The sequence below is a fragment of the Mesorhizobium sp. XAP4 genome, from assembly GCF_029269325.1.
Taxonomy (GTDB): domain Bacteria; phylum Pseudomonadota; class Alphaproteobacteria; order Rhizobiales; family Rhizobiaceae; genus Mesorhizobium; species Mesorhizobium ciceri.
In genome coordinates this window covers 40,186-61,854 of sequence record NZ_JARIXW010000012.1, presented here as the reverse complement: position 1 = coordinate 61,854, position 21,669 = coordinate 40,186, and the positions used below count along the sequence as shown (strand labels likewise).

13 protein-coding genes and 3 pseudogenes are annotated in these 21,669 nt (G+C 58.1%); 8 read left to right on the top strand and 8 right to left on the bottom strand.

What is annotated here, in order from left to right:
- Nucleotides 1–206 precede the first annotated feature (206 nt).
- The 6 genes and pseudogenes from P3C39_RS31550 (at nucleotide 207) to P3C39_RS31525 (ending at nucleotide 11,030) form a co-directional block, all read left to right on the top strand.
- On the top strand, nucleotides 207–488 hold the full coding sequence (locus P3C39_RS31550; RefSeq protein ID WP_024505846.1) for an AlpA family phage regulatory protein: 282 nt from the start codon (nucleotides 207–209) through the stop codon (nucleotides 486–488).
- On the top strand, nucleotides 482–1,108 hold the full coding sequence (locus P3C39_RS31545) for a hypothetical protein (protein WP_275955460.1): 627 nt from the start codon (nucleotides 482–484) through the stop codon (nucleotides 1,106–1,108). Before P3C39_RS31550 ends, P3C39_RS31545 begins: the two co-directional genes overlap by 7 nt.
- Before the next feature lie 705 nt (nucleotides 1,109–1,813).
- Nucleotides 1,814–5,347, top strand: a pseudogene (locus P3C39_RS32970) (autotransporter domain-containing protein).
- A 243-nt stretch (nucleotides 5,348–5,590) separates the two neighbouring features.
- Nucleotides 5,591–6,561 (top strand): annotated as a pseudogene (locus tag P3C39_RS31535) (tyrosine-type recombinase/integrase).
- Between the two features lie 1,569 nt (nucleotides 6,562–8,130).
- Nucleotides 8,131–10,293, top strand: coding sequence for a prolyl oligopeptidase family serine peptidase (locus P3C39_RS31530; RefSeq protein WP_275954943.1), 2,163 nt, complete (start codon nucleotides 8,131–8,133; stop codon nucleotides 10,291–10,293).
- Between the two features lie 38 nt (nucleotides 10,294–10,331).
- Nucleotides 10,332–11,030 (top strand): OmpW family protein, encoded by a 699-nt coding sequence (locus P3C39_RS31525; RefSeq protein WP_024505687.1) that lies wholly within the window; start codon nucleotides 10,332–10,334, stop codon nucleotides 11,028–11,030.
- Between the two features lie 693 nt (nucleotides 11,031–11,723).
- Here the strand turns inward: P3C39_RS31525 and P3C39_RS31520 are convergent.
- Nucleotides 11,724–11,942 carry a helix-turn-helix transcriptional regulator gene (locus P3C39_RS31520; RefSeq protein WP_029354714.1) on the bottom strand — a complete coding sequence of 73 codons (219 nt, stop codon included), beginning with the start codon at nucleotides 11,940–11,942 and terminating at the stop codon, nucleotides 11,724–11,726.
- A gap of 109 nt (nucleotides 11,943–12,051) precedes the next feature.
- On the opposite strand from P3C39_RS31520, the gene P3C39_RS31515 reads away from it, so the two are divergent.
- Nucleotides 12,052–12,318, top strand: coding sequence for a hypothetical protein (locus P3C39_RS31515; protein ID WP_275954945.1), 267 nt, complete (start codon nucleotides 12,052–12,054; stop codon nucleotides 12,316–12,318).
- A 479-nt stretch (nucleotides 12,319–12,797) separates the two neighbouring features.
- Here the strand turns inward: P3C39_RS31515 and P3C39_RS31510 are convergent, their stop codons facing one another.
- Nucleotides 12,798–13,031 (bottom strand): helix-turn-helix transcriptional regulator, encoded by a 234-nt coding sequence (locus P3C39_RS31510; protein ID WP_126097360.1) that lies wholly within the window; start codon nucleotides 13,029–13,031, stop codon nucleotides 12,798–12,800.
- A gap of 116 nt (nucleotides 13,032–13,147) precedes the next feature.
- Between P3C39_RS31510 and P3C39_RS31505 the strand changes: the two genes are divergently transcribed.
- Nucleotides 13,148–13,429, top strand: coding sequence for a DUF2285 domain-containing protein (locus P3C39_RS31505; RefSeq protein WP_126105024.1), 282 nt, complete (start codon nucleotides 13,148–13,150; stop codon nucleotides 13,427–13,429).
- A gap of 534 nt (nucleotides 13,430–13,963) precedes the next feature.
- Here P3C39_RS31505 and P3C39_RS31500 read toward each other — a convergent pair.
- From P3C39_RS31500 to P3C39_RS31475, 6 genes and pseudogenes are all read right to left on the bottom strand, one after another.
- Nucleotides 13,964–14,701: a LuxR family transcriptional regulator gene (locus P3C39_RS31500; RefSeq protein WP_275954953.1), complete on the bottom strand. Its 738-nt coding sequence runs from the start codon at nucleotides 14,699–14,701 to the stop codon at nucleotides 13,964–13,966.
- A gap of 833 nt (nucleotides 14,702–15,534) precedes the next feature.
- Nucleotides 15,535–16,941, bottom strand: coding sequence for an aminotransferase (locus P3C39_RS31495; protein ID WP_063169303.1), 1,407 nt, complete (start codon nucleotides 16,939–16,941; stop codon nucleotides 15,535–15,537).
- A gap of 190 nt (nucleotides 16,942–17,131) precedes the next feature.
- Nucleotides 17,132–17,552, bottom strand: a pseudogene (locus P3C39_RS31490) (transposase); the annotation flags it as partial.
- Between the two features lie 480 nt (nucleotides 17,553–18,032).
- The gene (locus P3C39_RS31485; RefSeq protein WP_275954946.1) at nucleotides 18,033–18,539 is read right to left on the bottom strand and encodes a TIR domain-containing protein; all 507 of its coding nucleotides are present in this window, start codon (nucleotides 18,537–18,539) and stop codon (nucleotides 18,033–18,035) included.
- A gap of 9 nt (nucleotides 18,540–18,548) precedes the next feature.
- Nucleotides 18,549–19,409, bottom strand: a complete 861-nt coding sequence (locus P3C39_RS31480; protein ID WP_063169305.1) for a DUF4231 domain-containing protein — start codon at nucleotides 19,407–19,409, stop codon at nucleotides 18,549–18,551.
- Between the two features lie 1,389 nt (nucleotides 19,410–20,798).
- Nucleotides 20,799–21,296 (bottom strand): Lrp/AsnC family transcriptional regulator, encoded by a 498-nt coding sequence (locus tag P3C39_RS31475; protein WP_063169306.1) that lies wholly within the window; start codon nucleotides 21,294–21,296, stop codon nucleotides 20,799–20,801.
- Nucleotides 21,297–21,669 lie beyond the last annotated feature (373 nt).

Genomic DNA, 21,669 nt, shown 5'->3' with positions numbered 1-21,669 from the left:
CTGCCAGAGCGATCGCATTGTTCCGAAACGATTTTCCCAGTTGGCACGACAATTGCCGTCCTATGCGCAAAAGCACTGCGATGCCGCACCGACTGGAAGAACTCATCAATGATCACGCTTTTCGAACATGTGGGCGCCGCTACCAACACTAAGCGTTCCCGATCAAACGGAAGCCTCTATCCCTTCTTTCTGAAGGCTGTCCGGACATGAACGCATTTGATGTCCGTCCAACGCTGGATGCTCCCGACGACGATCTCTATCTTTGGCTTGAAGATGTGGAAGGCGAGCGGGCACTTGCCTGGGCCGCCGGCCAGTCGGCAAAGACCCTGAAGCACTTCAGTGGAACGCAGTTCGAGCGCGACCGCGCGACTCTGAAGGCAGGCCTGTTCCCTAAGCGGCGTCGCATCTCCCCCGGCCGAGTCGCATGGCTTGAATCCGATATCAGGGCTTGGATGGAAACTAGATCTGAGAGCCGCACCGCATGGTAGCCACCCAATATCTGCCGCTTGTGGCGCATCACGAAGCCGGGCACGCGGTGGCCGCCATCGTTTTGCACCGTCAGGTGTTCGACGACGACCGTGAACTCCCTGCTTTCTCAAGTGTTAGTATTTACCCCGACGCCGGTGACGGAGAGTGCGGTGGTGTTGTCGAAGGCGCGGGTTTTTATTCAGCGCAAGGATTCACCTCGAAGCGAAAGCCGATTTTCGAGGACGATATGGATCGACATTTCCAACGCGATGAAGCGATCCAAGAGATAGTTGCGTGTCTGGCAGGTCCTTTTGCAGATTCCGCATTCGAAGGCTATCTGGACCCGCGCGATATGGCGATGAATGCGTCCGATGGGAATGAGGGGAGCAGCGACTACGCGGATGCCAAGCGAATCTATGGTGAGTTGCGGTTCCTGATGCCGCGCCGCCCCCGTTGGAGGCGGATCGAAGATCGCACGGCCCGGCTAGTACTCGATCACTGGTCAGCCATCGAAGCATTGGCCGCGCATTTGCTGGTCAAGCATGATCTCCAATTCGATGAGGCTCTGACGATTGTTGCGCCGCATCTTCCGCCCATGCCAGCAGCTACGCCGCCAGAGCGTCATCCGCAGCCTGCTTGATCAGCCATTCGATGTGATTTGACCACATCTGCAACACCTCGCGCTTCTCCTTGACGTTGCTATAGAGATCGTAGATTTCGCCAATGTCTCCGGTGCGGGCTCACAGCCCGTCCATATAGCCGCCAGTCTGCTGCCTTCGAGTGGCCCATGTTGGCCGCGGCCAGGAAGTGGCGACGATTGAAAGGACAAAATCAGTTGCCGAAACTCATCGCAGGTGACGGTCTGGTGGCAATTTGGGCACATCTTGTGTCTCGTCGCCAGTAAACACGGATGCCCGGCAGGAGACTGAGCTCGCTGCCGGCGGAAATCGTAGAGCGCCAGGGACGCATTCTGATCTTTCGTCAGGCAGTCGACCGCCTTGGCATACGCCTCGGCCTCCATCTCGATCGACCTGAACCGGTATCTTGTGCGCCATCCGGACGATCTGGGAAAGCTTGGCCGGGCCGGCGCCTTCCCAGGCGCACGGGAAGCGCGACGACCCATGTGGACCCTGGATTTCACTCCGCACTTACGCTGCTTTGGCCTTGTCAGCAGCCTGAGCATAACGCGTGCTCAGCTTTCAGGCCGAGCACTCATCCATTGTTGACAGCACCTGTCGTCATTCAGGATCGCCCCATTCTCGCAGGCCGCTTGCAGCTTTCAGGCTGTTGTCAGCCAGGGCCGCCATAAAGGGTCTCGTTAAACAACATTCAGGAGGCCGTTCCAATGATCAATCAGTTTGCGAGACTTTTTCGAGGACCAGGTATGCAGGCTTGTTTCAGGACAAAGAACTTTCTGGCGGCAACCACCGCGATGACGACGGTATTCCTGCCGGCTGTGTCTCTCGGGGTGGGTCTGGTAGCATTTCCAACTGGAGAAGCGTTGGCCGACGACCCGATTTCGATCCCGCTGGAGTATGTCGGGGAAGGCCATGACCGCCTGGGCATCTGGGCCAAGATCAACAATGGCAACGCGCAGCGATACGTATTCGACACGGGCTCGGACCAGCTCAACACGCAGATCGGGTCAGAGGTGACCGGGGTCCGCCCGATTGCCGACACGCCTTACGTATATACGTACGGGGACGGAACGTATGGTAATAAGCTTCAGAACGTGGAAATTGATAAATTTACATATGTCGATCCAGATCAAAAGATAACAATCGACGGGCCGTCTGTAAGCGATAAGAAATACCGGGCTGCTCGCATTCTCGATTTTGTCTATACCCATGCGTATTGCAAGGACAACAATCTTAAGTGCACGCCGGGATCCGTGACGGATGGACTTAAAGATATGTATGGTCAGGATCTCCAAGAACCTTATCACGCCGATAAGGAGCAGCGGGCGAAAATGACCGCTGGCAAGATGGCAGACGAAGGCGGCGATTTCGCAGGTACATTCGGGGCCGGCGATTTTCTTGGCAAGACAAGTGTCTGGGGCATGATGGGCAGTGTCACTAGGTCTGGCTACGTGGTCTCCGCCAATGTGAATCCGGATTCCGAGAGCGACCAAACGCCTGGCTGTTCCCCCTGCACGATTGTCAACCTCAATCCAAGCCTCCGGGCCCAATATACTAATGCCATGCCATGGGGAGAACCCGAGGAAAAAGATCAGGATTCTTATCAGAATTTTCCTGGCTCTGGCGCCAATGCCTCGACCGAATACGAAGGCAGCTACAATCTGCAGTACACGGTTAAGGATGGAGCCCCACCAATCACCGACCCCAACAAGACCGCGGTATTGCTCGACACCGGCACACCGGGCGGTGGCAGTCTGGAGATCAGTGATGCGATGCTGAAGCAATTTCAGGATGCGGGCGTCGAACTTAAAAATGTTCGGAGAAATGAGCAACGCGAGATCGTAAGCGCATCGGGCAACATCCCGAGCGTTACAATCGCAGGAACGGATGGCGATCCGGTAAGGCTGGACAATATCGACTTCACCTACACCAGCGGCACGACGGAACAACCCAACGACCAGACCAGTTTTGTTGCCGGTCTTGACTTCTTCAAAAACAGATCGGTCATTTTCGATCTGGAGAAGAAGTATACCGCTTATACGTCACATTTCGTCACTGCCAGCAACTTCTCTACCGATTCATCCGCACCCGAAGGGACCGGTCTGAGCAGGATCACGACGAGCATGGGGAATGAGGGCGGGGTCGGCATAGCGGGTGTCGTCTCCGGCTCCGGATCGCTGACGCTTGATACAAAGACGGTGGTCCGGATGACGAATGTCAACACCTACACCGGCGAGACGAATATTGCTCAGGATGCCTATCTCTCGCTTGCGGGGCTCGGCAACATCCAACGGTCAGCGAAAGTCGTTGCAGACGGCACGCTCGATATCTCCGAACATGGAAATGGCAGCGACTATTGGGGAATCTCCGACGCCTACAACGATGCCCGTATTCGTAGCCTGAGTGGCAGCGGAACGGTCGAACTGGGCAAGCGTACCCTGGTGCTAACGGCTTCGAACGACACTTTCGCCGGCAGCATCAACGACCTCGACGTTGATAACAATAATATGGGCGGCAAACTATTCGTTGCCGGTGGCGTGCAAACGCTGAGCGGAAAGAACAATTTTTCCGGCATGACGACGGTCGGTTCCGGCGCGGGATTGCTGCTTGCCGATACAGGTGTGCTTTCCCATGATGCGACCACGTCCGGCTTTCTCGGGAATGACGGGCAGATCGGGGGCACGGCTATCGCAAACAGCGGCGGTGTCGTCGCAGGCGGCGGCACCTACGGTGCGGTCACCATTTCCGAGGGCGGCACGGTCGCTCCTGGCAGTGCGACCGATCCGAGCAGGATCGTCACCACAATGACTGTCACGGGCGATTTCGCGCAGCAGTCCGGATCGATCTATCAGGTCGACCTCGCAAGGTCGTCCGATCTCATCGATGTTGGCGGAGCAGCGGCGATCGACAGCGGCGCGCAGATCGAGCTCCTGCGGCAGGGAACGCTATTGGTCGATGCCCGATATACTCTGCTCTCCGCAGCAGGCGGCGTAAGCGGCACCTATGGCGGGCTGACGGGGGCTCTGGCAACAGACGCGACGCCCTTCGTCGATTTCCAGCTCGTCTACGATGCCAACAATGTCTATCTCGATATCAGCCGCACATCGACGGCGTTTGCCGATGTAGCCAGCACCTTCAATCAACGCTCGGTCGCCGCAGCGGCTCAGGCGCTTGGAAGCGGTAATCCGATCCAGGACAACATCCTGTTCCTGACGGCGCCGGAAGCCCGCAACGCTTTCGATATGCTATCAGGCGAGGTTCATGCTTCCATTCATAGCGGCCTCATCGAGGACAGTCATTCTGTACGCGATGCCGCGAGCGAACGGATCCGTGCGGCGTTCGACGGCGTCGGTGCCTCCAGCGTTCCGGTGATGACTTATGGGCTGGGTGGTCTGGAACTGGCCCCGGCAACGAGTGAGAATTTCGCCGTATGGGGCCGTGGCTTCGGCGCCTGGGGTCATCTCGACAGCGACGGCAATGCCGCCGGTCTCGATCACTCGACAGGCGGCTTTCTGGCTGGCGGTGACGCGGCTGTCGGCGAAAGCTGGCGGCTCGGCCTCATCAGCGGCTACAGCCATACCTCCTTGGAGGCGGACGATCGCGCGTCGTCGGGCTAGAGCGAGAATTACCATCTCGGTCTTTTTGCCGGCAGGCAGAACGGCAATCTCGGTTTTCGTTCCGGCCTTGCCTATACCTGGCACAGCATCGAGACCGGCAGGTCCGTGGTCTTTCCAGGCTTCGCCGACAGCCTTTCGGCCGATTACGACGCCGGCACGTTCCAGGCCTTTGGCGAGCTCGGCTACCGTATCAATACGGCTTCGGCTTCCTTCGAGCCCTACGCTAATCTCGCTTATGTGAATTTTGACGCCGATGGCTTCACCGAGAATGGCGGCGCAGCCGCCTTGTCGAGCGGGGATCGCTCGAGCGACACGGCGTTTACCACGCTAGGTCTGCGTGCGTCGACGGTACTGACCCTCGGCACCGTGACTGCTACCGCGCGCGGCGGTCTTGGCTGGCGCCACGCCTTCGGCGACGTCAGGCCGGATACCGCTCTTGCCTTTGCTGGCGGTTCGTCCTTCGCCATCAAGGGCGTGCCGATCGCAAAGAACGCAGCTCTGCTCGAAGCTGGGCTGGACGTAAACATCACCGAGAACGCGACGTTCGGCATCGCCTATCAGGGACAGATCGCCTCGGATGCCCAGACACACGGGTTCAGCGCCAAGCTCGGCGTCCGTTTCTAAATCACCCGCAAAAGAGATTGGTTATGAAGTCAGTGAGTGCATTTTCTTTTACCGTCGTTCTCGGCTCAGCGACGGTGATGTCTGTGTCCGCCGCGCGAACGGACGATGCCTGCTACAACAAGGCACAAAGCCTATGATGACGCAATGTTCAATCGACGACCTGAAGCCAGTCGATGGCGAGCTTGACAAGCTCTACAAGGAGATGGAGACCCGGCTCAAAGAGTCCCGGCGCATGTCCAGGAACTGGTCGAGACCGCGAGGGGCTACAACGCCACCTCGGAGAACACGCGCGACGCCTACCCCAAGGATTGGCGGCATTTTTCCTCCTGGTGCCGGCGCGCTGGCTTCGATCCCCTGCCTCCGGGCTCGAAGGTGATCAGGCTCAATATCAGCGCCTGTGCCTTGGGCACCGCCGCCGGCGATCCGAAGCGTGGCGCCCCTGCCCTTTCGGTTGCGACCATCGAGCGGCGGCTTTCCGGCCTCGCCTGGAACTTTACCCAGCGCGGCCGGCCGTTGGACCGCGCGGAGCGGCATATCTATACGGTTCTTGCCGGCATTCGCCGCAAGCACGCAAAGCCACCGCGGCAGAAAGAGGCGGTCCTGGCGACGATCTGCTGGCGATGATCGCCACGCTCGGCCACGACCTCAGGGCCTGCGCGACCGCGCTATTTTGCTCCTGGGCTGTGGCGGCGGCCTGCGGCGCTCCGAGATCGTCGGTCTCAACGCCATGCGCGACGACAACAGCGATGGCGCCGGCTGGATCGAGATTTTTGACGGCAAGGGCTGCTGGTCACCCTGCGCGGCAGACCGGCTGGCGCGAGGTCGAGGTCGGCCGCGGCTCCAGCGACCACACCTACCCCGTAGCCGCGCTCGAGAGCTGGATCCGCTTTGGCCGCATCGCACGTGGACCCCTGTTCCGCCGCATCTTCAAGGACAACAAGACCGTCGACGTCGAATGGCTCTCCGACAAGCACGTCGCCCGCCTGGTCAAGCAGGTGACGATCGCCGCCGGCGTCCCCTCCGATCTCCCGGAAGGGTAACGGGCGCTGCTGTTTTCGGGCCACTCGCTGCGCGCCGGACTTGCCTCGTCGGCCGACGTCGAGGAGCGTTACGTGCAGAAGCAGCTCGGCCATGCCTCGGCCGAGATGACCCGCAAATATCAGCGGAGGCGCGGCAGATTCCGGACCAACCTCACCAAGGCGTCCGGGCTCTGAGAAACCCCTCCCCTCCCTCGGTTGGTCGCTAGGTCGTGGGGGTCAGGTTCTTTGAGTGATGACAACACCTCGTCGAGCACAGCGAACGCTGCGTCCAGACTGTCGGCGGCCGACGCTTCGTAGTCAGGGCATGATCATCAGCTGTGCAATGGCGCGGCCGACGAATTCAGGGTTGAGTTTTTCCATCCGCTGTCTGGTTCGAGCGACCTGTTCTGGGAGCGCACGCAGAGCGTTGACGACCTCCTCCAATTGCGACCGGGCTGCGGCGGCGATGTCGAAGATGTCGCGCGGGTTGGCTTCCGAAATCCCCGGTAATAGACCTTCTTGGCGATGATTTCCGGGATGGTCTCGAGCCGCACGGTCCTGCCTTCCACCACGCGGGTCTCGAGCGGCTTCGTTGTTAGCGCTCCGTCGGTCCCGCGCAGCGACAGCAAGCGCGGCCTGAGCATGCGAAGGGAGTCGCTTTGATAGGAGTGCCCGGCTGGGTTCCGTTCAGGACGTTCCCTGAAGACCTGGTGGCGTGGCGGTGGCTTCGACGCTGGTTGTGGGCAGGTTGTCGTAGCCCGGGTGCTATAAGCTTAGTCATCTAGGTCTCCTGGGGGAAATTTCCGCCATTGGAGGCTAAGTTTCACGCTATGCCAGCCCGTGTTGTACAGGTGAAGCCGACTGGTCAGTGGACCGCAAACGAACGGCGCGCCGCTTCTCTTTGGTGATGCTCGCGCCGCGCTTTCTTCGCTGACGGTATGGAGATGAAGCGCGGCATGCCCCTGTAGCAGCCGATTTCACAACCAGACTTGCGCCCGAACGCCCCTGTTGCTGCGGCATACCAATGCGTGGCGTCAGGAAGACTTCGTCGACCATTAGCCGTCTCGCTGATATACTACCGAGCCCGAGCTCCCCTATCCTAGACCCTCGTATCGCATATCGGACGGCCCCACATCAGCCCAAGTTGCCATGGGGACCAGCCCCATGCGTTCGCCCGAATGCAGCTTCCTGGCTTGATCGACAGCAATCAAGGGGACGGTGCAGGCCAAGATTGCGGCAGGGCTTGGGCAACCATCAGGTCGCCCAAGGGGTGCCCCACCCTTCTCGTCAGAACTCAGCTGCTTCCAGCTGGCGGCTGAAACTCACAGGCGCAGCCAGCTTGGTCTCTAACCGCATCGATCGCATCATGGTGTCTGCCATGAATCCGTGTGCGTGAAGCGCTCCAGAGCGAAGATGTTGGGCGTCAACCAGGTTCACCAATGAGCTTCACTGCTCGAGTTCTGCACGGTGTCACCGCCTGGCGCCGGAGGTTGATCCGGTGATTAGGAGGAGCACTCGTTGTCGGATTCTCGACGATGTCGGACATGTGACACAACGCTTCCAGAGTGATCGCATTGTTCCGAAACGATTTTCCCAGTTGGCACGACGGTTGCGGTCCCTATGCGCAAAAGCACTGCGATGCCGCACCGACTGAAAGAACTCATCAATGATCACGCTTTTCGAACATGTGGGCGCCGCTACCAGCACTGAGCGTTCCCGAGCCGACGGAAGCCTCTATCCCTTCTTTCTGAAGGCTGTCCGGACATGAACGCATTTGATGTCCGTCCAACGCTGGATGCTCCCGACGACGATCCCTATGTCTGGCTTGAAGATGTAGAGGGCGAGCGGGCACTTGCCTGGGCCGCCGGCCAATCGGCAAGGACTCTCAAGCACTTCGGTGGAACGCAGTTCGAGCGCGACCGCGCGGCTCTGACAGCCATTTTCGACAATCGCGACAATCTTCCCCTGATCGCGCGCCGTAGTCAGTACCTCTACAATTACTGGCGAGATGACGGAAATCCACGCGGACTGTGGCGCCGGACCACCCTTGCCGCCTACATGAAGGCAGATCCCCAATGGGAGCTACTGCTCGATCTGGATGCTCTCGCGGCTAGCGACGGAGAGGATTGGATCTGGGACGGCGCGTCCATCGAGCCGGAGAGACGGGAAAGAGCCGTTCTGCGCCTGTCGCGCGGCGGCAGCGACGCGGTCGTGCATCGCGAATTCGACCTGATCTCTCTGAGCTTTGTCGCGGACGGCTTCAACCTCCCCGAGGCCAAAGGCTACGTTAATTGGCTGGACCCTGACACGCTTCTGCTTTCCAGTGCGCTTGGTAATGGCATGGCCACCCGCTCCGGCTATGCGCGCACCGTTCGACTGTGGAAGCGTGACGCGGATCCCCTCACCACGCCGGCAATCTTCGAGGCCGGGTTCGAAAGCTTCCAAGTGTCTGGTCATTCGGACCGCACCGGCCGCAGCGAGCGCCTTTGGTTCATCGAGCAGCCGGCCTTCTTCGAGAAGATCAGCTGGATCGGCGATAGGAGCGGGCCGAGGAGGCAGATCGATCTTCCTCGCGACGCCTCGTGGCGGGTCTTCGGCGACTGGCTGGCGGTAAGGCCGCGCAAGCCCTGGACGGTGGGAGGCACCACCCATCCCGCCGACGCGCTGATCGGCATCTCGCTTTCCTCTTTCCTCGCCGGCGGACGCCATTTTGAGACCCTGTTTCAACCAGGGGAAAGGCGCTCCATGCAGTCATTCTTCTGGAATGACGGGAAGCTCATTATCTCTTACCTCGTCAATCTCGTACCGCGTTTCGAGATGTTCACTCCCGGCCACCAGGAATGGACGCGCCGAGTCCTGAACACCCTGCCCGCCGAAGGTACTGTCGACGTCTGGTCATTCGATGCGGCAGTTCACGAGACCAATGGAGAGGTCCTGATCTGTGCTCAGGATCCGATCACGCCGCCGCAGCTCTTGCTGTTCGATATGAATGCCGCGCCGTCTCTCAGCGCTTCAGCAATCCTGAAGCGCAGCCCGGAGAATTTCGATGCATCCGGACTGGTGGTCACGCGCCACGAGGCAGTCTCTATCGATCATGAGCTGATCCCCTATACGCAGGTTGGTCCGGCGAACGGGAACGGAGATGCTCCGATTCACCTTTCCGCATATGGCGGGTTCGGCGTATCACTCCTGCCCTACTACAACTCCCCGCTGGGCAAGCTGTGGCTCGAGCGCGGCGGCACGTGTGTCGAGGCGAACATCCGCGGCGGCGGCGAGTTCGGCACCCGCTGGCACGAAGCCGGGCGCAGGGAGGGCAAGCGTCTCGCCCATGACGATTTCGCCGCCGTTGCCGCCGACCTCGTGCGAAGGGGCATCACCCTGCCGAGGCGGATTGCCGCCGAGGGTGGCTCAAATGGCGGCCTGCTGATCGCAAACATGCTGACCCGCTATCCTGAGCATTTCGGGGCTCTGTTCTGCACAGCACCGCTTATCGACATGCGTCGCTACACCAAGCTCTTGGCGGGCGCGAGCTGGATCGACGAATATGGCGATCCGGACAAGGTTCACGATTGGGCTTTCCTGAAGGAAATCTCCGCCTATCACGCCGCAGCGCCGGGACAGCCCTATCCGCCTATCCTGATCGCCACCACGAAACGCGACGACCGCGTCCATCCGGGCCATGCGCGCAAGATGGCCGCAAAACTGCAGGCTCTTGGCTATCCCGCTTACTTCTACGAGGCCAGCGCAGGCGGGCACGGCTGCGGCAAGGACAATCGGGAGCAAGCCGCATTCATCAGTCTAGGCACCAATTTTCTCCGCAGCGCAATCGGCTTCAACGATCACCTTCCGGAGACGGCGGAACGCGTTGCAACGCAAGAGGGGCATTTGAGGTCCATCAACAATTCATTCGAGCAGGAGACGAAATAGTGCAGTGCATCCTTTCTGAACATCAAGGAGTGAATCTCATGGCGAGAACGCGAATGGGCGTAGCGCGGGCAACAGCAGCGGCGGTGGCCCTGATCATGGTGGGACAGCAGGCCGTCGCCGCGGAGCCTGCGCAAGCAGAGACCGTCCTGGCGGAGACGGGAGCCTCGGTCACCGAAGCGCCAATCCCTTGGCAGGTCCGCCTGCGGGCGTTGGGCGTCGTTACGAAAGATCTGGGCTACGTTGATACGCTTCCCGGCTCCGGTCTTTCGTATTCGGACACGGTGACGCCGGAACTCGATATCTCGTATTTCTTCACCGACAACATCGCCGCCGAACTCATACTCGGTACCACTTATGCCAACATCGCGGGCCAAGGGACGATCGGAGGGTTGGGCAACATCGGCAAAGTTTGGCTGCTGCCGCCGACGCTCACGTTGCAGTACCATTTTACCGATCTCGGCGCGTTCAAGCCTTATGTCGGCGCCGGCGTGAACTACACGATCTTCTACAACCAGGACACTGGCAGCGCTGATGCTCTCAAGGTGAAGAACACGTTCGGCACGGCGCTCCAGGTCGGATTCGACTACATGGTGGACCAGCACTGGGGCCTCAACTTCGACGTGAAGAAGCTTTTCCTGAAGCCGGACTTCGACGTCACGGTGGCCGGCGCGAAGCTGACGGGGAAGGCGGAGCTCGATCCCTGGCTGATAGGCGCAGGTGTCACCTACCGCTTTTGAATATCAGAGTGAAGTCTGCTTCCCGACTGCCGGTTTAAATGAAGGGCGCCTCGCGCGCCCTTTTTTACGGTCGACACTGCAGGGCGAGACCTCATGAAGCCGATTGTTGAGAGGGCGGGGCTCTCTTCCGGCGGACCAAGAAGGTGCACTGGCCAGCAGGCCTCGCGCCTGAGATGGAGGGCTTAGAAGCGCTTTGGATCGGGACGGGCTTTGGTATTGTGGGTGGAATGCTTCAGCCAGACTATTTGCCAGTGTCAGCGCAAGGCGAACACGCGGCTCCTAGATGCCGACACGATGGCTGGTTCAGCCATGCTGCGACAGTTGCCTGTTTTTTCGGTTCCTTTGCTGTTCGCGCGCTAACCGCAACGCTCCATACTAGTCTCGCGTGCCTGTCCCCGTGGGGCGATTAGGCCCGCTGAAAGAGGCAGACCGCATCCGAAGGACCGTAACCAAGAGAAGGACCTGAAGCGAGAGCGAAGGTTGCGGCAGGCCGCGGCGGGCCTAAAAGGGAATGCCGACCACCCCACGTCCCAGGAAAAGCTGACAAAAACGCAGCGGCCGACTGTCCAATAGGGTGCGCCCGCGCGAGGGCGAGCTAAATGGCAGGGGCTGCCGGGGGACCTAAGAAAAGCGTGGGCTCACAAGCACCCGGCGCGCGCCATCAGGCCGCCAGCTACTTGGAGGGCGGGGGCATCAGGCCTGTTTGTCGGGCCGAACCAGATCCATGTGGCTGACGCCGAGGGCCAATGCCAGTTCATAGATCGTGATAATTGTGGGATTTCTTCGGCCTTTCTCCAAGCCGCTGATGTACTGCTGACTGAACCCGGAAATCTCCGCAAGCTGCTCCTGCGTCAGGCGCTTCCTTTGCCTGATCCTCTGCACATTCCGTCCGACCAACTTGCGCATATCCATGCACGCAAGCCAGCGGATCAGGCGGCTTGAGTTTATCAACTATAATATGTAATCCACATTTAGCAGGCACAGGGCTTCGCGGGTCCATCGGCCGGAGATAGAATTAGCGATGTTGCAGCCCAGATCGAACACGCCGTTCGCCGACGAGGTCCCCTGGTCGGACCGCATCACGCCCTACGACAAGGACCACTTTACAACCTATATGAGGCTCCTGGAGGCCTCAGCCGACAACGCCACTGAAGAGGAAATGGCCCATGTGATCCTCGGCATTGATCCGGCACGCGAACCGGAGCGCGCACGGATCGTTCTTCGCAGTCATCTCGACCGTGCAAACTGGGTGGTGACGAGCGGCTACAAGGATTTGTTCGCCAATTGACGAAATGGGCGGTGCGGTCGCTTCGCTTCAAGCAACGAAGTAGCGCAACCACCATGCATCGACGCATCACCACAGCGCGAATGCCGCTCCAAGATGATCGCGAGGACTTCCAGTCGGCGCGGATGGCCCAGCGCTTCGCTGGTCTCATCGTTTTGTCCTCCGCTCGCCAATGGCTGCTTCCCAGGAAGCGGTGCGGCGGCGAGTCATGACAGGAAGGGGCGCGCCGTCTGAGCCGCACCGCATCCGGAGGACCGGATGGACGACCTACTGAAAGCTCACAGCTGGCTAAGGGTTGCGGGACGCCGCGGCGGGCCTAGAAGGATACGGCGCCACCTGCTGGGAAAGGCACAAACAGAGAGAATTGCGAGAGTCTAACGACGCGCTAGGAGGCGCAGCGGAATGGTCGAGACGCCAGAGCCAAGAAAAGCGGGGATCAACCCACCGGCACACGGCACGCGCGGTGAGGGAGCGGGCGCCCACTACGTGCGCAGGCTCAACAGAATCTCACACGGATCAGCATCGAGGGCCGCAGTTACGTCGAGAAACTCAATGATATCGAGACGCCGCTCGCCACCCTCATATTTCGCCACGAAAGATTGCGGACGACCAAGCTTCTCAGCCACCTGCGCCTGCGTCAGCCCTTTGACATTGCGCAGTGAGATCAACTGGGCCAGAAACCGCTGGTGGCGGGGAGATCGAAGAGATTTGGGCATTTAGGTGAACCGGTCAGGTAGAGACCGGCTCAGCGACTAATCCCCGTTTCGGATTATCCCATTTTGGGATATTCTGCCTTGGATCCAGCGATCAACATGCGAGGTTCGCGGCAGACATGAATCGATCAACGGGAACAGATAGGACTCAAAGCTCAACACTGCTCGACGAAGTCCCTTGGTCTGACCGTCTTACCGCCTACGACAGGGCGCACTTTACCATCTATATGAGGCTCCTGGACGCCTCAGCCGATGAGGCGCCCGAAGAGGAAATGGCCCAACTGATCCTCGGCATTGATCCGGCACTTGAACCGGAGCGCGCCAGGAAGGCGCTTCGTAGTCATCTCGACCGTGCGAACTGGATGGTGACGAGCGGCTACAAGGAATTGTTCGCCAGCTGACAAATTCGCAGTGCTCGGTCATAGAAGCAGGCAGTTCCTGTGCCATTGGTCAGGCTGATCGGGGCCTGCACCACAGACGCGCCGGCAAAATGGACCCGGTGGCGAGCACAATTCAGTTCCCAGGAAATCGGGTTTTGGCAATTGTCCGAGCGTCTGACGTGATAGAAGGTTCCGCTCTGTCTGGATGGGTATTAGCCCGGAGCAGCACTCCATATCGTACCGGCGCTCGACGAAGGGTCCACCTCTTCGCTTTCAAGCCGCATAACCGATAGCCATCGCCCTAAGTCAAGGGTTAGAGATTACCGGCAGGCAGGTATGCAAGCGGGCCATCCTCGGAAACTATATAACCGCACGACTAGCTCGTCAGCGACGAAACACCCGCTCGAGCACCCATAGACTATGATCACCGGCGCGGACTGGAAGAATACGGCTGCATCGCCCGAGCCGGCGGAACAGAAGATCTCGGCATCCAGTCAACGCTCGATACAAAGCGCGCGATCGAATGGCCCGAGCACAAGGGGATCAAAAAGCTTCTCAGAGAATTGAGGACCCTTCGGACCCCAAAAGGGCTATAGCCTGATTTTGGGTTCGCACGCCTAGCTTCTTCTTGGCATTGTCCAAATGAAAAGCGATCATGCGTGGCTTGATACCCAAGATGCGGCCGGTCACCCAGGCTGAATTACCCCGCGCTGCCCACCTCAGGCACTCATATTCGCGGGATGTCAGCGAAATCCCATCCACTGTTCGATCGCTCGGCAATTTGCGGCGAACGCAACGATGAAAGCAGGCCGCCATCAGTTGAAGAGCTTGTTCGTACCGCTCAGCGACCCGAAGAAATACTGGACGAGGCTCATCGGCGGCAAAAGTAACCGCAGCGATGCGGCCGCGGAGATCGACAATTGGGATCGTCAAACCGCAGCAGATGCTGAATTGAGCCGCCTCATCGAATAGCTGCTGTTGAGCCGGCGACATTTTATCGCCTCCCAAATTCGATCCCCAGTGAAACGGGCAGCCGCCATTTCGAGCACGCAAGACCACAGGATCGAGTTTCTCATACTGATTTTCCAGATACTGTCTGGTCCAGCGGGTTGGATAGTTCGAAATTAACCTCGGTTTGCCGGAAGGCCGTGCTGGCAAGGAGAGGTAGGCAAAGAAGATTAGGTCAAGTCGTCCGGCCGCCTCAGCCATGGCATCCCGGAAATCTGCCTCATCGATACTCTGTGACAGTCTTTCAAGGAATGTCTCGAAAACAAGTGGCATGTCCCTCGTCATCGTCGCGCTCGATTCTTCCTCTTTCTGCACGCCTTCCGGCTGCGTCGTGTATGTCCGACAAACGCGATTGAATTCGCGGGCGTCGCTGGGCTGACCGGGCTCCAGAATGCTGCCCTGCATTAAGTCATGACCGCCCCTGCACCGACCAAATCAGGAGAAATCATCCTGCGCTGACCAAAAGCCATCATTGACCCCAGCTTTTGCAGGAATTTGGGTCGGCATTAGCATAACAATTCGGATAGCCGCTCATCCCCACCCGGGGCGCCGTGATCCGCAAAGAAGTGTTGCGATGCTTTCTTTTCTTTGATAGGCAAATCGTCTCAACAATATTAAAATGCCTTTCCTTGTGAACGGGGTGGTGTGTGAGTATCGTGCTTTTATATACCTGATGTGGTAAAATACACCGCAATGATTATTCTGCTCTTTGTGATGTGAAGGAAGATAATCTTCGGCATTGCCGCACTTTGGAACCGGCGACCGTGGCCCGCTGCAATGATGTAAAGGGCACGTCTAAGCTCAATCTGCATCGGAACGTGCAGATGACCTTTACCAGACCCTCGATCCCGCACGGGCCATAATGATACTGATTACGTGGGTCAAAAAGGGCGCCCTGCCGGCGGGGAGGTACACCCGCAGGGCGCGCCGCACAGAGGTCCTGGTCGTTGGGCAACAGGACAGCGGCGGCAGAACTGATTCGGTTACAAATCGTGACTGAAATAGCCCGGAGCATGCTCAAGATCAGATATCTGGAATTCAACAGTTTTGGGTCTGCTCGGCGCAGTAGCTCGCAGGGACATGCCTGCCTCCGGACTCGCTCCTTCGCGATCGCAAAATCATACGGCACCCTCGGCCTTCAGCGCGCGATAGGTGGTATCGACCGACTTTACCGTCGCGTCGACAATGATGTCGATCTCTTTTCGGGTAATGATCAGGGGGGGTGCATAACCGAGGATGTCGCCATGCGGCATGGCCCGTCCGATGACACCATTCTCAAACAGAGCAGCTGCAGTGCGCACCCCGACCTGAAGGTCGGGTTCGAATGGTATCCTTTGTTTTGGGTCCCGCATCATCTCTACGGCCGACAGGATACCCACTCCGCGAACTTCACCAACGATGGGATGTCCCGCCAGCTCGGCCTTCATCCGGTCTTGCCAATACGGTCCAACATCGCGGACATGCTCCAAAATATTTTTTTCTTTAAGCAGTCGAATATTGGCGAGCGCGGCTGCGGCACAAAGCGTGTGCCCCGAATATGTCCAGCCGTGGCCGAGTGCGCCGTGCTTCTCAGTTCCTTGTTCCAAAACCGACCAGACACGGTCGCCAATGATTGACCCGGAGATGGGGAGGTAGGCGGAACTCAAACCCTTTGCGATGGTCACGAAATCCGGACGCATGTTATACAGGTGGGAACCGAACTTCTCGCCGGTTCGCGCGAAGCCGCAGACCACTTCATCCGCGATTAGAAGGATATCGTATTTGTCGAGCACCGCTTGAATGGACGTCCAGTACCCTTTGGGGGGCGGCACAATACCTCCTGTCCCAAGTACCGGCTCTCCGATAAAAGCTGCAACCGTTTCCGGTCCTTCGGCCAGGATCAAGGCTTCAAGCTCATCGGCACAGCGCCGGGAGAACGCTTCCTCGCTCTCCTCGACACGCGCCTGGCGGTAATAGTGCGGCGTGGTTGTATGGCGCACCAAATCCAGAGGCAGGTCGAAGAAATTGTGAAAGAAGGGAAGGCCAGTTAGGCTACCCGTGACCAATCCAGACCCGTGATAGCCGCGATTTCGCGAGATGATCTTTTTCTTTTCGGGCCGGCCAAGAATGTTATTATAGTACCAGACCAGCTTGATGTTGGTTTCGTTGGCATCGGAACCGGAGAGGCCGAAATAGACCCTTCGCATGTTCTGACCGAAATACTCGACCACGGCCTCTGCCAAGAGGGCGACCGGCTCCGTACCTTGGCTGGCGTAGACGTGTGCGAACGGCAATTCGTGTGCTTGCCTAGCAATGGCCTCGGCGATCTCCGTGCATCCATATCCCATGTTGACGCAGTAGAGCCCTCCGAAACCGTCGAGGCTCCTTCGGCCTTCGGTGTCCCAGATATAGACGCCTTCCGCACCGGCCATAATCCTATTTGGCGTTTCGCCTCGGCTGTGCTTGGCCAGATGCGTAGAAGGATGGAAGACGAAGCTTCTATCCTTCTCCCGGAGTTGCTCGGTTCCCAGATTGCTCAAGCGCATGTCCCTCTCCTCGCGATAAATTGGCGGAGGGCACTCGGCCAGCCACCTGTTTAGCAAATAGCATACCGGAAACGTCCCTCGAGTTTCTCGGGAATGCAGGTTATTCGCCGTGGAATTCGCGGGATCGGCCCGAATTGCCGTGAAAACTAAGGCGTCACCTTCGCCTTAGCCGAGGGTCGGGGGCGCGTCCTGCAAACACGAACAGCTTACGACGCGCATGCGCCCAGCATAGTGCCCGATTAGCGGGCGATATTGAAGGATGAATAGCGCTCGGGACGCTGTTCCCGCCGGCCGCGCGAGGCACGATAGAGCGCCGGCGGCCATGTTCCGCCGAACTGCCGGTCATCCCTTACATTCTGACGGTCCGGATCGGTCTTGACCTTCCCAAGGGTGGTAATGCAGGTGATCAGGGCAAAGCACATTCGCCTCGATCAGCAGGCAGCGGGTTCCGTGCCGCGGCACAGGCTCCAACCTGGTTGGCCAGCGCTGAGAGGCTGAGGTCGTGCCCTCGCGCATATTGATCGCTTTGGCGGTGCGGCGGCTGGTGCTCGGCAGACTTCTCCAAGGAGCATAGCCAGAAGGTTCGGCCCGGCAAAGACGCGCGGCGAGAGCTCCTTGCCATCGACATCTTGATTCGCAGCCGACCAGCGCCGCCAAGTTCTATCGTCAGCGTGTTGCCTTTCTTGCGATCGCAAATTCGTGGTTGCTGCCCAGGGCGAACCGAGCTGCGGCTCGCAGGAGGGGGCGAGCCGACAGAATTGCGCAGCCTGAAAAGCTGCCTCCATCAATGCTGGCCGCTCGTGCAGTCTCGAAACGCTGGATCAAGCCTCAAACATCGAACAGCCGCTCCTTTTCCTCGCGAAACCAGCGCCCTCGCGCGACATGATCTTGTCTGACGATCCGACGCTTCGAGCGGGGCTCCTCTAATAGGTTGCACATGACCTGCAGCTTTCAGCCAAACTCAGCAAATCGGACGTCTCTTCTTATCATCGCTCGGCAAGCTCGGAACACGCTGGCGGACGTTGCTAAGGCTAGTCGCCGCCAGCGGATGGCGAGGATGTTTTGGCGGCTAAGTGCTTTTAGGTGGGCGATTATAAGCCGAGATCGCGATAGGTGCTTTCGCCATAGCTCCTGGCGCCATCGCCACGCTGAGCGTTTGAAAGCCGATGAAATTCGCTCGGCCAATTGGCTAGCGCGTGCTTGATGGCCTTCATCTTGAACGGCACGTGCACAACACATTTGTCCCTGATGATAGGCGGACAGCTCGCATCTTGTTGCCGCGAGCCGTTAAGGTTTGCTGCGATTATCGGCAGACCTAGATCAAGGGCCAATTCCATTTCCCAGCGCACGAAGCGAAAAAGGTTTTTCGTTTTCTCACCGATCAGGACAAGTACCTGGCTCGATCCATTCATTCTGTTGCGAAGATTGCGTTTAACATAATCTTCGTCCTGTGCTCGGCTCGTCATATTGTCCAGATCGTGAGCGTTCGCGAATTCAAAACTCACATTCTCGCTGGCATTCCACCCTTTCATAAAGCGGTATGCCCAAGCGTCTTCATCGCCGTCAAATATTACATAGGTCGAATCGCTGTATGCCATTGTTGTCTCTTAGTTGTTTTGACGAGCAACCCACTGGGTGTGCTCCCGTGAGAAAGCCAGTTCGGCTTCGTTCACCGCGGCGGAGAATGCCTCATCCGAGTTGGCGTCCGTAATAAGGTCGGCAGTCAAGCCGATCTCGTGAGCTGTCAACGTGTAAGCCGATGCCAATTCGTTAAATTTCTTGATCTGGGTCCACCCGATAAGGGAGGCGGCGATGACAATTAGCGGCTCGGTCGGCCAGCCTGGCATCGCGGGGTCAGCGATGCGTACTACGATGAACGAGAATCCCAGAGCGTATGCAAAAATACCAAGGCCCATCCAGACTTTCGCGGACCTCTTGTTCGAGCGCGCCTTCTTCTCGTACCACTTCCGTTGGTCGCAGATTCGTCTCTGCAGATATAGGTCTTTTCTTTCTTTTAGCGGGGAGTCCCTTATCGACATCATCTGGTCGGTTGTTTGGGGGGATGCTGAATCGGTGCCGCTCAACGCGCTACCAAGGTGACGATTGCTATCAAGGATACCTTCCATGAGCTTTCGAAAATCAGCTCTGGCGTCAGCGGCGCGCGCGTCATCGAACGGCTGTGCTCGCATCGCGAAGCGCCAAGTCAATGTCTTCACCGACTCTGCCAGAGCTCGAGCCTGATACCAGACCTGCTCGGGCTTTGTGACCGACCGGAAAATGAGGACTCCCATTGAGCAAAGAAATACCGCAGCATAGACACCGAAATAGGCTTTTGATGGCGACAAGTCCAAAGAGAGCACCGACGCTAAAAAAAGAAGAACGTACTCTGCCCGGATCAGGCGCAGAAACGTCGCCTGCTGCTCGTTGGATGCCACATCGGCGCTATTATAGAGTCCAGGATATTTCATTTTTGAAGCACACCAGTCTATTTTGTGGCGGTAAATTCTTTAAGCCAGGATTTGGCAAACGTGAGGTTAGCAGTCGAGCTTACAGAGCCTATTCTTGAGCGAGGCGCGGTCCCTCTGTTCATAAACAGGAATGCAGGTCCTGTCCCATCAATGTAAGGGTATAGGCCCAAAAATTCTTGCCCGGAGAATGTTTCCGAAGAATTTTTTGCCACGGGCAGAACCGCTACCGCGGTCCGAAACCCATCGAAAAAGCCAAGCTCCCAAGGCATCCATCTGGATCCTGGAGAATTGTTTGAATGCACATAGATTAGCGTCTTTGACTGCCTCATACGGGTCCGCAGCAACTCGGCGGTGGCCGAGGAGACTTTTGTGCGGTCCAGTTGTGAATCTTCGACCCAATCTACGTAAGCAGTGAACCCAAGCTCCTCGAAAATTCGCTTCACACCGAGAACGATCTCTGCGTCCTTGAAAGAATGTGACAGAAAAACGTCGAATGACGATCTGGCTGTAGCTGCGGCCGTCTCTTCCTTTAGAACGATCGATGCGGCTCTATGCCCTCGACTGGCATTCGCAACTCTTTTCAGCTCTGCCTCGGTCAGTAGCACTATTCAAATCCCCCCATGATCTGTTCGCAATCTATGAACTTGACGCCCATTCGATTAAGCGACCCTTGTCTTGTGAAAACTGGCACCATGCTCTCCAGCCGGAGCGCAACCTCCACCTTCTCAAAGACCACGTCGGCCGGCAGGAGTGACCGGCCTTGTCACCCACTTACGCGACCCCGGCACAGCCATGCTCCTCGCTTAGAAGGCTGCGGAGACCAGCAATGTCAAACAGGACAGACGATCTCCTAATCTCGATCAGCAACGAACTTACGACGTAAAAACGCGATGGAGCGATCTCCGAATGTCCGCAGGCGTCGAGGGCCGGGTTGGTCGCCAAGGCCGAGCGGGCCAGCTTGCACTCCCGCTACCCGTCGGCTTGCCAAACCCTCGCTGTAGATTTCGCCCCCTACACGGATGCGCTGACCGCGACTAAGCTCAATCGCCACTGATCCAGGGCGAAAGCCCCCCTTGAGGTAGCGGTAGAGGCATTTTTCGGCACTTCGCATCGTAGATATCGACCAGGCACGATCCGGTTTGGCTCTCGCCGCAACCGTGCTGGCCAAGTGCGTCCGATGGCTGCTTCGATCCTCTCCTGGAATAGATCGGTTCCAGATTGCTCAAGCGCATCGTCCTTGCTCGCGATCAACTGGCGGATAGCGCTTGGCCACCTTTTTCCAGCAATTAGTATACCGCAAATGTCCCTTGAGTTTCGTCGGAATGGGTGCCTTTTGCCGACGAATCTACGGGATCCGTGCCAAACGCCGTTGAAACTTAGCTTTTGGGTTTACCGTTGCCTCAGGGCGGACAAAGGTATCGGTGAATTGGACTTCACTGGTTTCGTGACGACAAGGCTATAGTATTGATCAATCCCCAAGCCTGCCTGCAGCAGTCCCTCCATGAAATCCTGATAGGCGGCCATAGAACGAGATGCGACCCGCATCAGATAATCCACGCGCCCCCCAATTGCCCAGCAGTCCAGGATTTCCGGAATGTCTTGGATAGCAGTTTCGAAGTGTCGTTGGTCCTCAAGACGATGACGATCCAGCACGACCTCCACCATCACAAAGATCATGCCGCCGATGAGGGCAGGACTCAGCCGCGCATAAAATCCCTCAATAATCCCCGCGGCCTTGAGTGCTCGGAGCCGCTCCGAACAGGCGGACGCCGAAAGATGAACTCGTTTTGCAAGCTCACTTTTTGAAATCCGACCGTCTGCCTGAATTTCGGAGAGGATCCGCAGGTCCCAACTGTCGAGTTGCACGGGATCGGGTTTCGATTTCATAACCTGTTGCTCTCAAGCAGCGATCGACAGCGCGCCGTGTGCCGATCAATCTATTATCAATAGAAACGACCGAATGTAGTAGTGGAAGGCATCCGTTCCAGGCCCGAGATGTGCTAGAATGGGTAAGAAAATCAGCTGAGGGTGAGCGATCCGCTGAGAAAAGCTGCAGAAGTAATTTGGCTATCGCCCCAACGCCCAACGGGGCAATGGTGCAGCTGGAGAGAATAGTCGGCGGCGGCGGAGACCATGATAAATAGATAACCGATTTTCTTGAATCTCGCTGCCGTACTTGATAGACGCGCGACTGCATTCGACCCTCGATCGCATGGACGGCATACTCAATGCAGTATTCACTCGCACATTCAACTATTAG

Excerpts from the sequence above, each read along its gene's own strand:
- P3C39_RS31515 (WP_275954945.1), top strand. The coding sequence starts at position 12,052 with ATGTTGCAGCCCAGATCGAACACGCCGTTCGCCGACGAGGTCCCCTGG.
- P3C39_RS31485 (WP_275954946.1), bottom strand. The coding sequence starts at position 18,539 with ATGGCATACAGCGATTCGACCTATGTAATATTTGACGGCGATGAAGAC.
- P3C39_RS31480 (WP_063169305.1), bottom strand. The coding sequence starts at position 19,409 with ATGAAATATCCTGGACTCTATAATAGCGCCGATGTGGCATCCAACGAG.
- P3C39_RS31505 (WP_126105024.1), top strand. The coding sequence starts at position 13,148 with ATGAATCGATCAACGGGAACAGATAGGACTCAAAGCTCAACACTGCTC.
- P3C39_RS31495 (WP_063169303.1), bottom strand. The coding sequence starts at position 16,941 with ATGCGCTTGAGCAATCTGGGAACCGAGCAACTCCGGGAGAAGGATAGA.
- P3C39_RS31525 (WP_024505687.1), top strand. The coding sequence starts at position 10,332 with ATGGCGAGAACGCGAATGGGCGTAGCGCGGGCAACAGCAGCGGCGGTG.
- P3C39_RS31550 (WP_024505846.1), top strand. The coding sequence starts at position 207 with ATGAACGCATTTGATGTCCGTCCAACGCTGGATGCTCCCGACGACGAT.
- P3C39_RS31520 (WP_029354714.1), bottom strand. The coding sequence starts at position 11,942 with ATGGATATGCGCAAGTTGGTCGGACGGAATGTGCAGAGGATCAGGCAA.
- P3C39_RS31545 (WP_275955460.1), top strand. The coding sequence starts at position 482 with ATGGTAGCCACCCAATATCTGCCGCTTGTGGCGCATCACGAAGCCGGG.
- P3C39_RS31530 (WP_275954943.1), top strand. The coding sequence starts at position 8,131 with ATGAACGCATTTGATGTCCGTCCAACGCTGGATGCTCCCGACGACGAT.
- P3C39_RS31510 (WP_126097360.1), bottom strand. The coding sequence starts at position 13,031 with ATGCCCAAATCTCTTCGATCTCCCCGCCACCAGCGGTTTCTGGCCCAG.
- P3C39_RS31475 (WP_063169306.1), bottom strand. The coding sequence starts at position 21,296 with ATGAAATCGAAACCCGATCCCGTGCAACTCGACAGTTGGGACCTGCGG.
- P3C39_RS31500 (WP_275954953.1), bottom strand. The coding sequence starts at position 14,701 with ATGACGAGGGACATGCCACTTGTTTTCGAGACATTCCTTGAAAGACTG.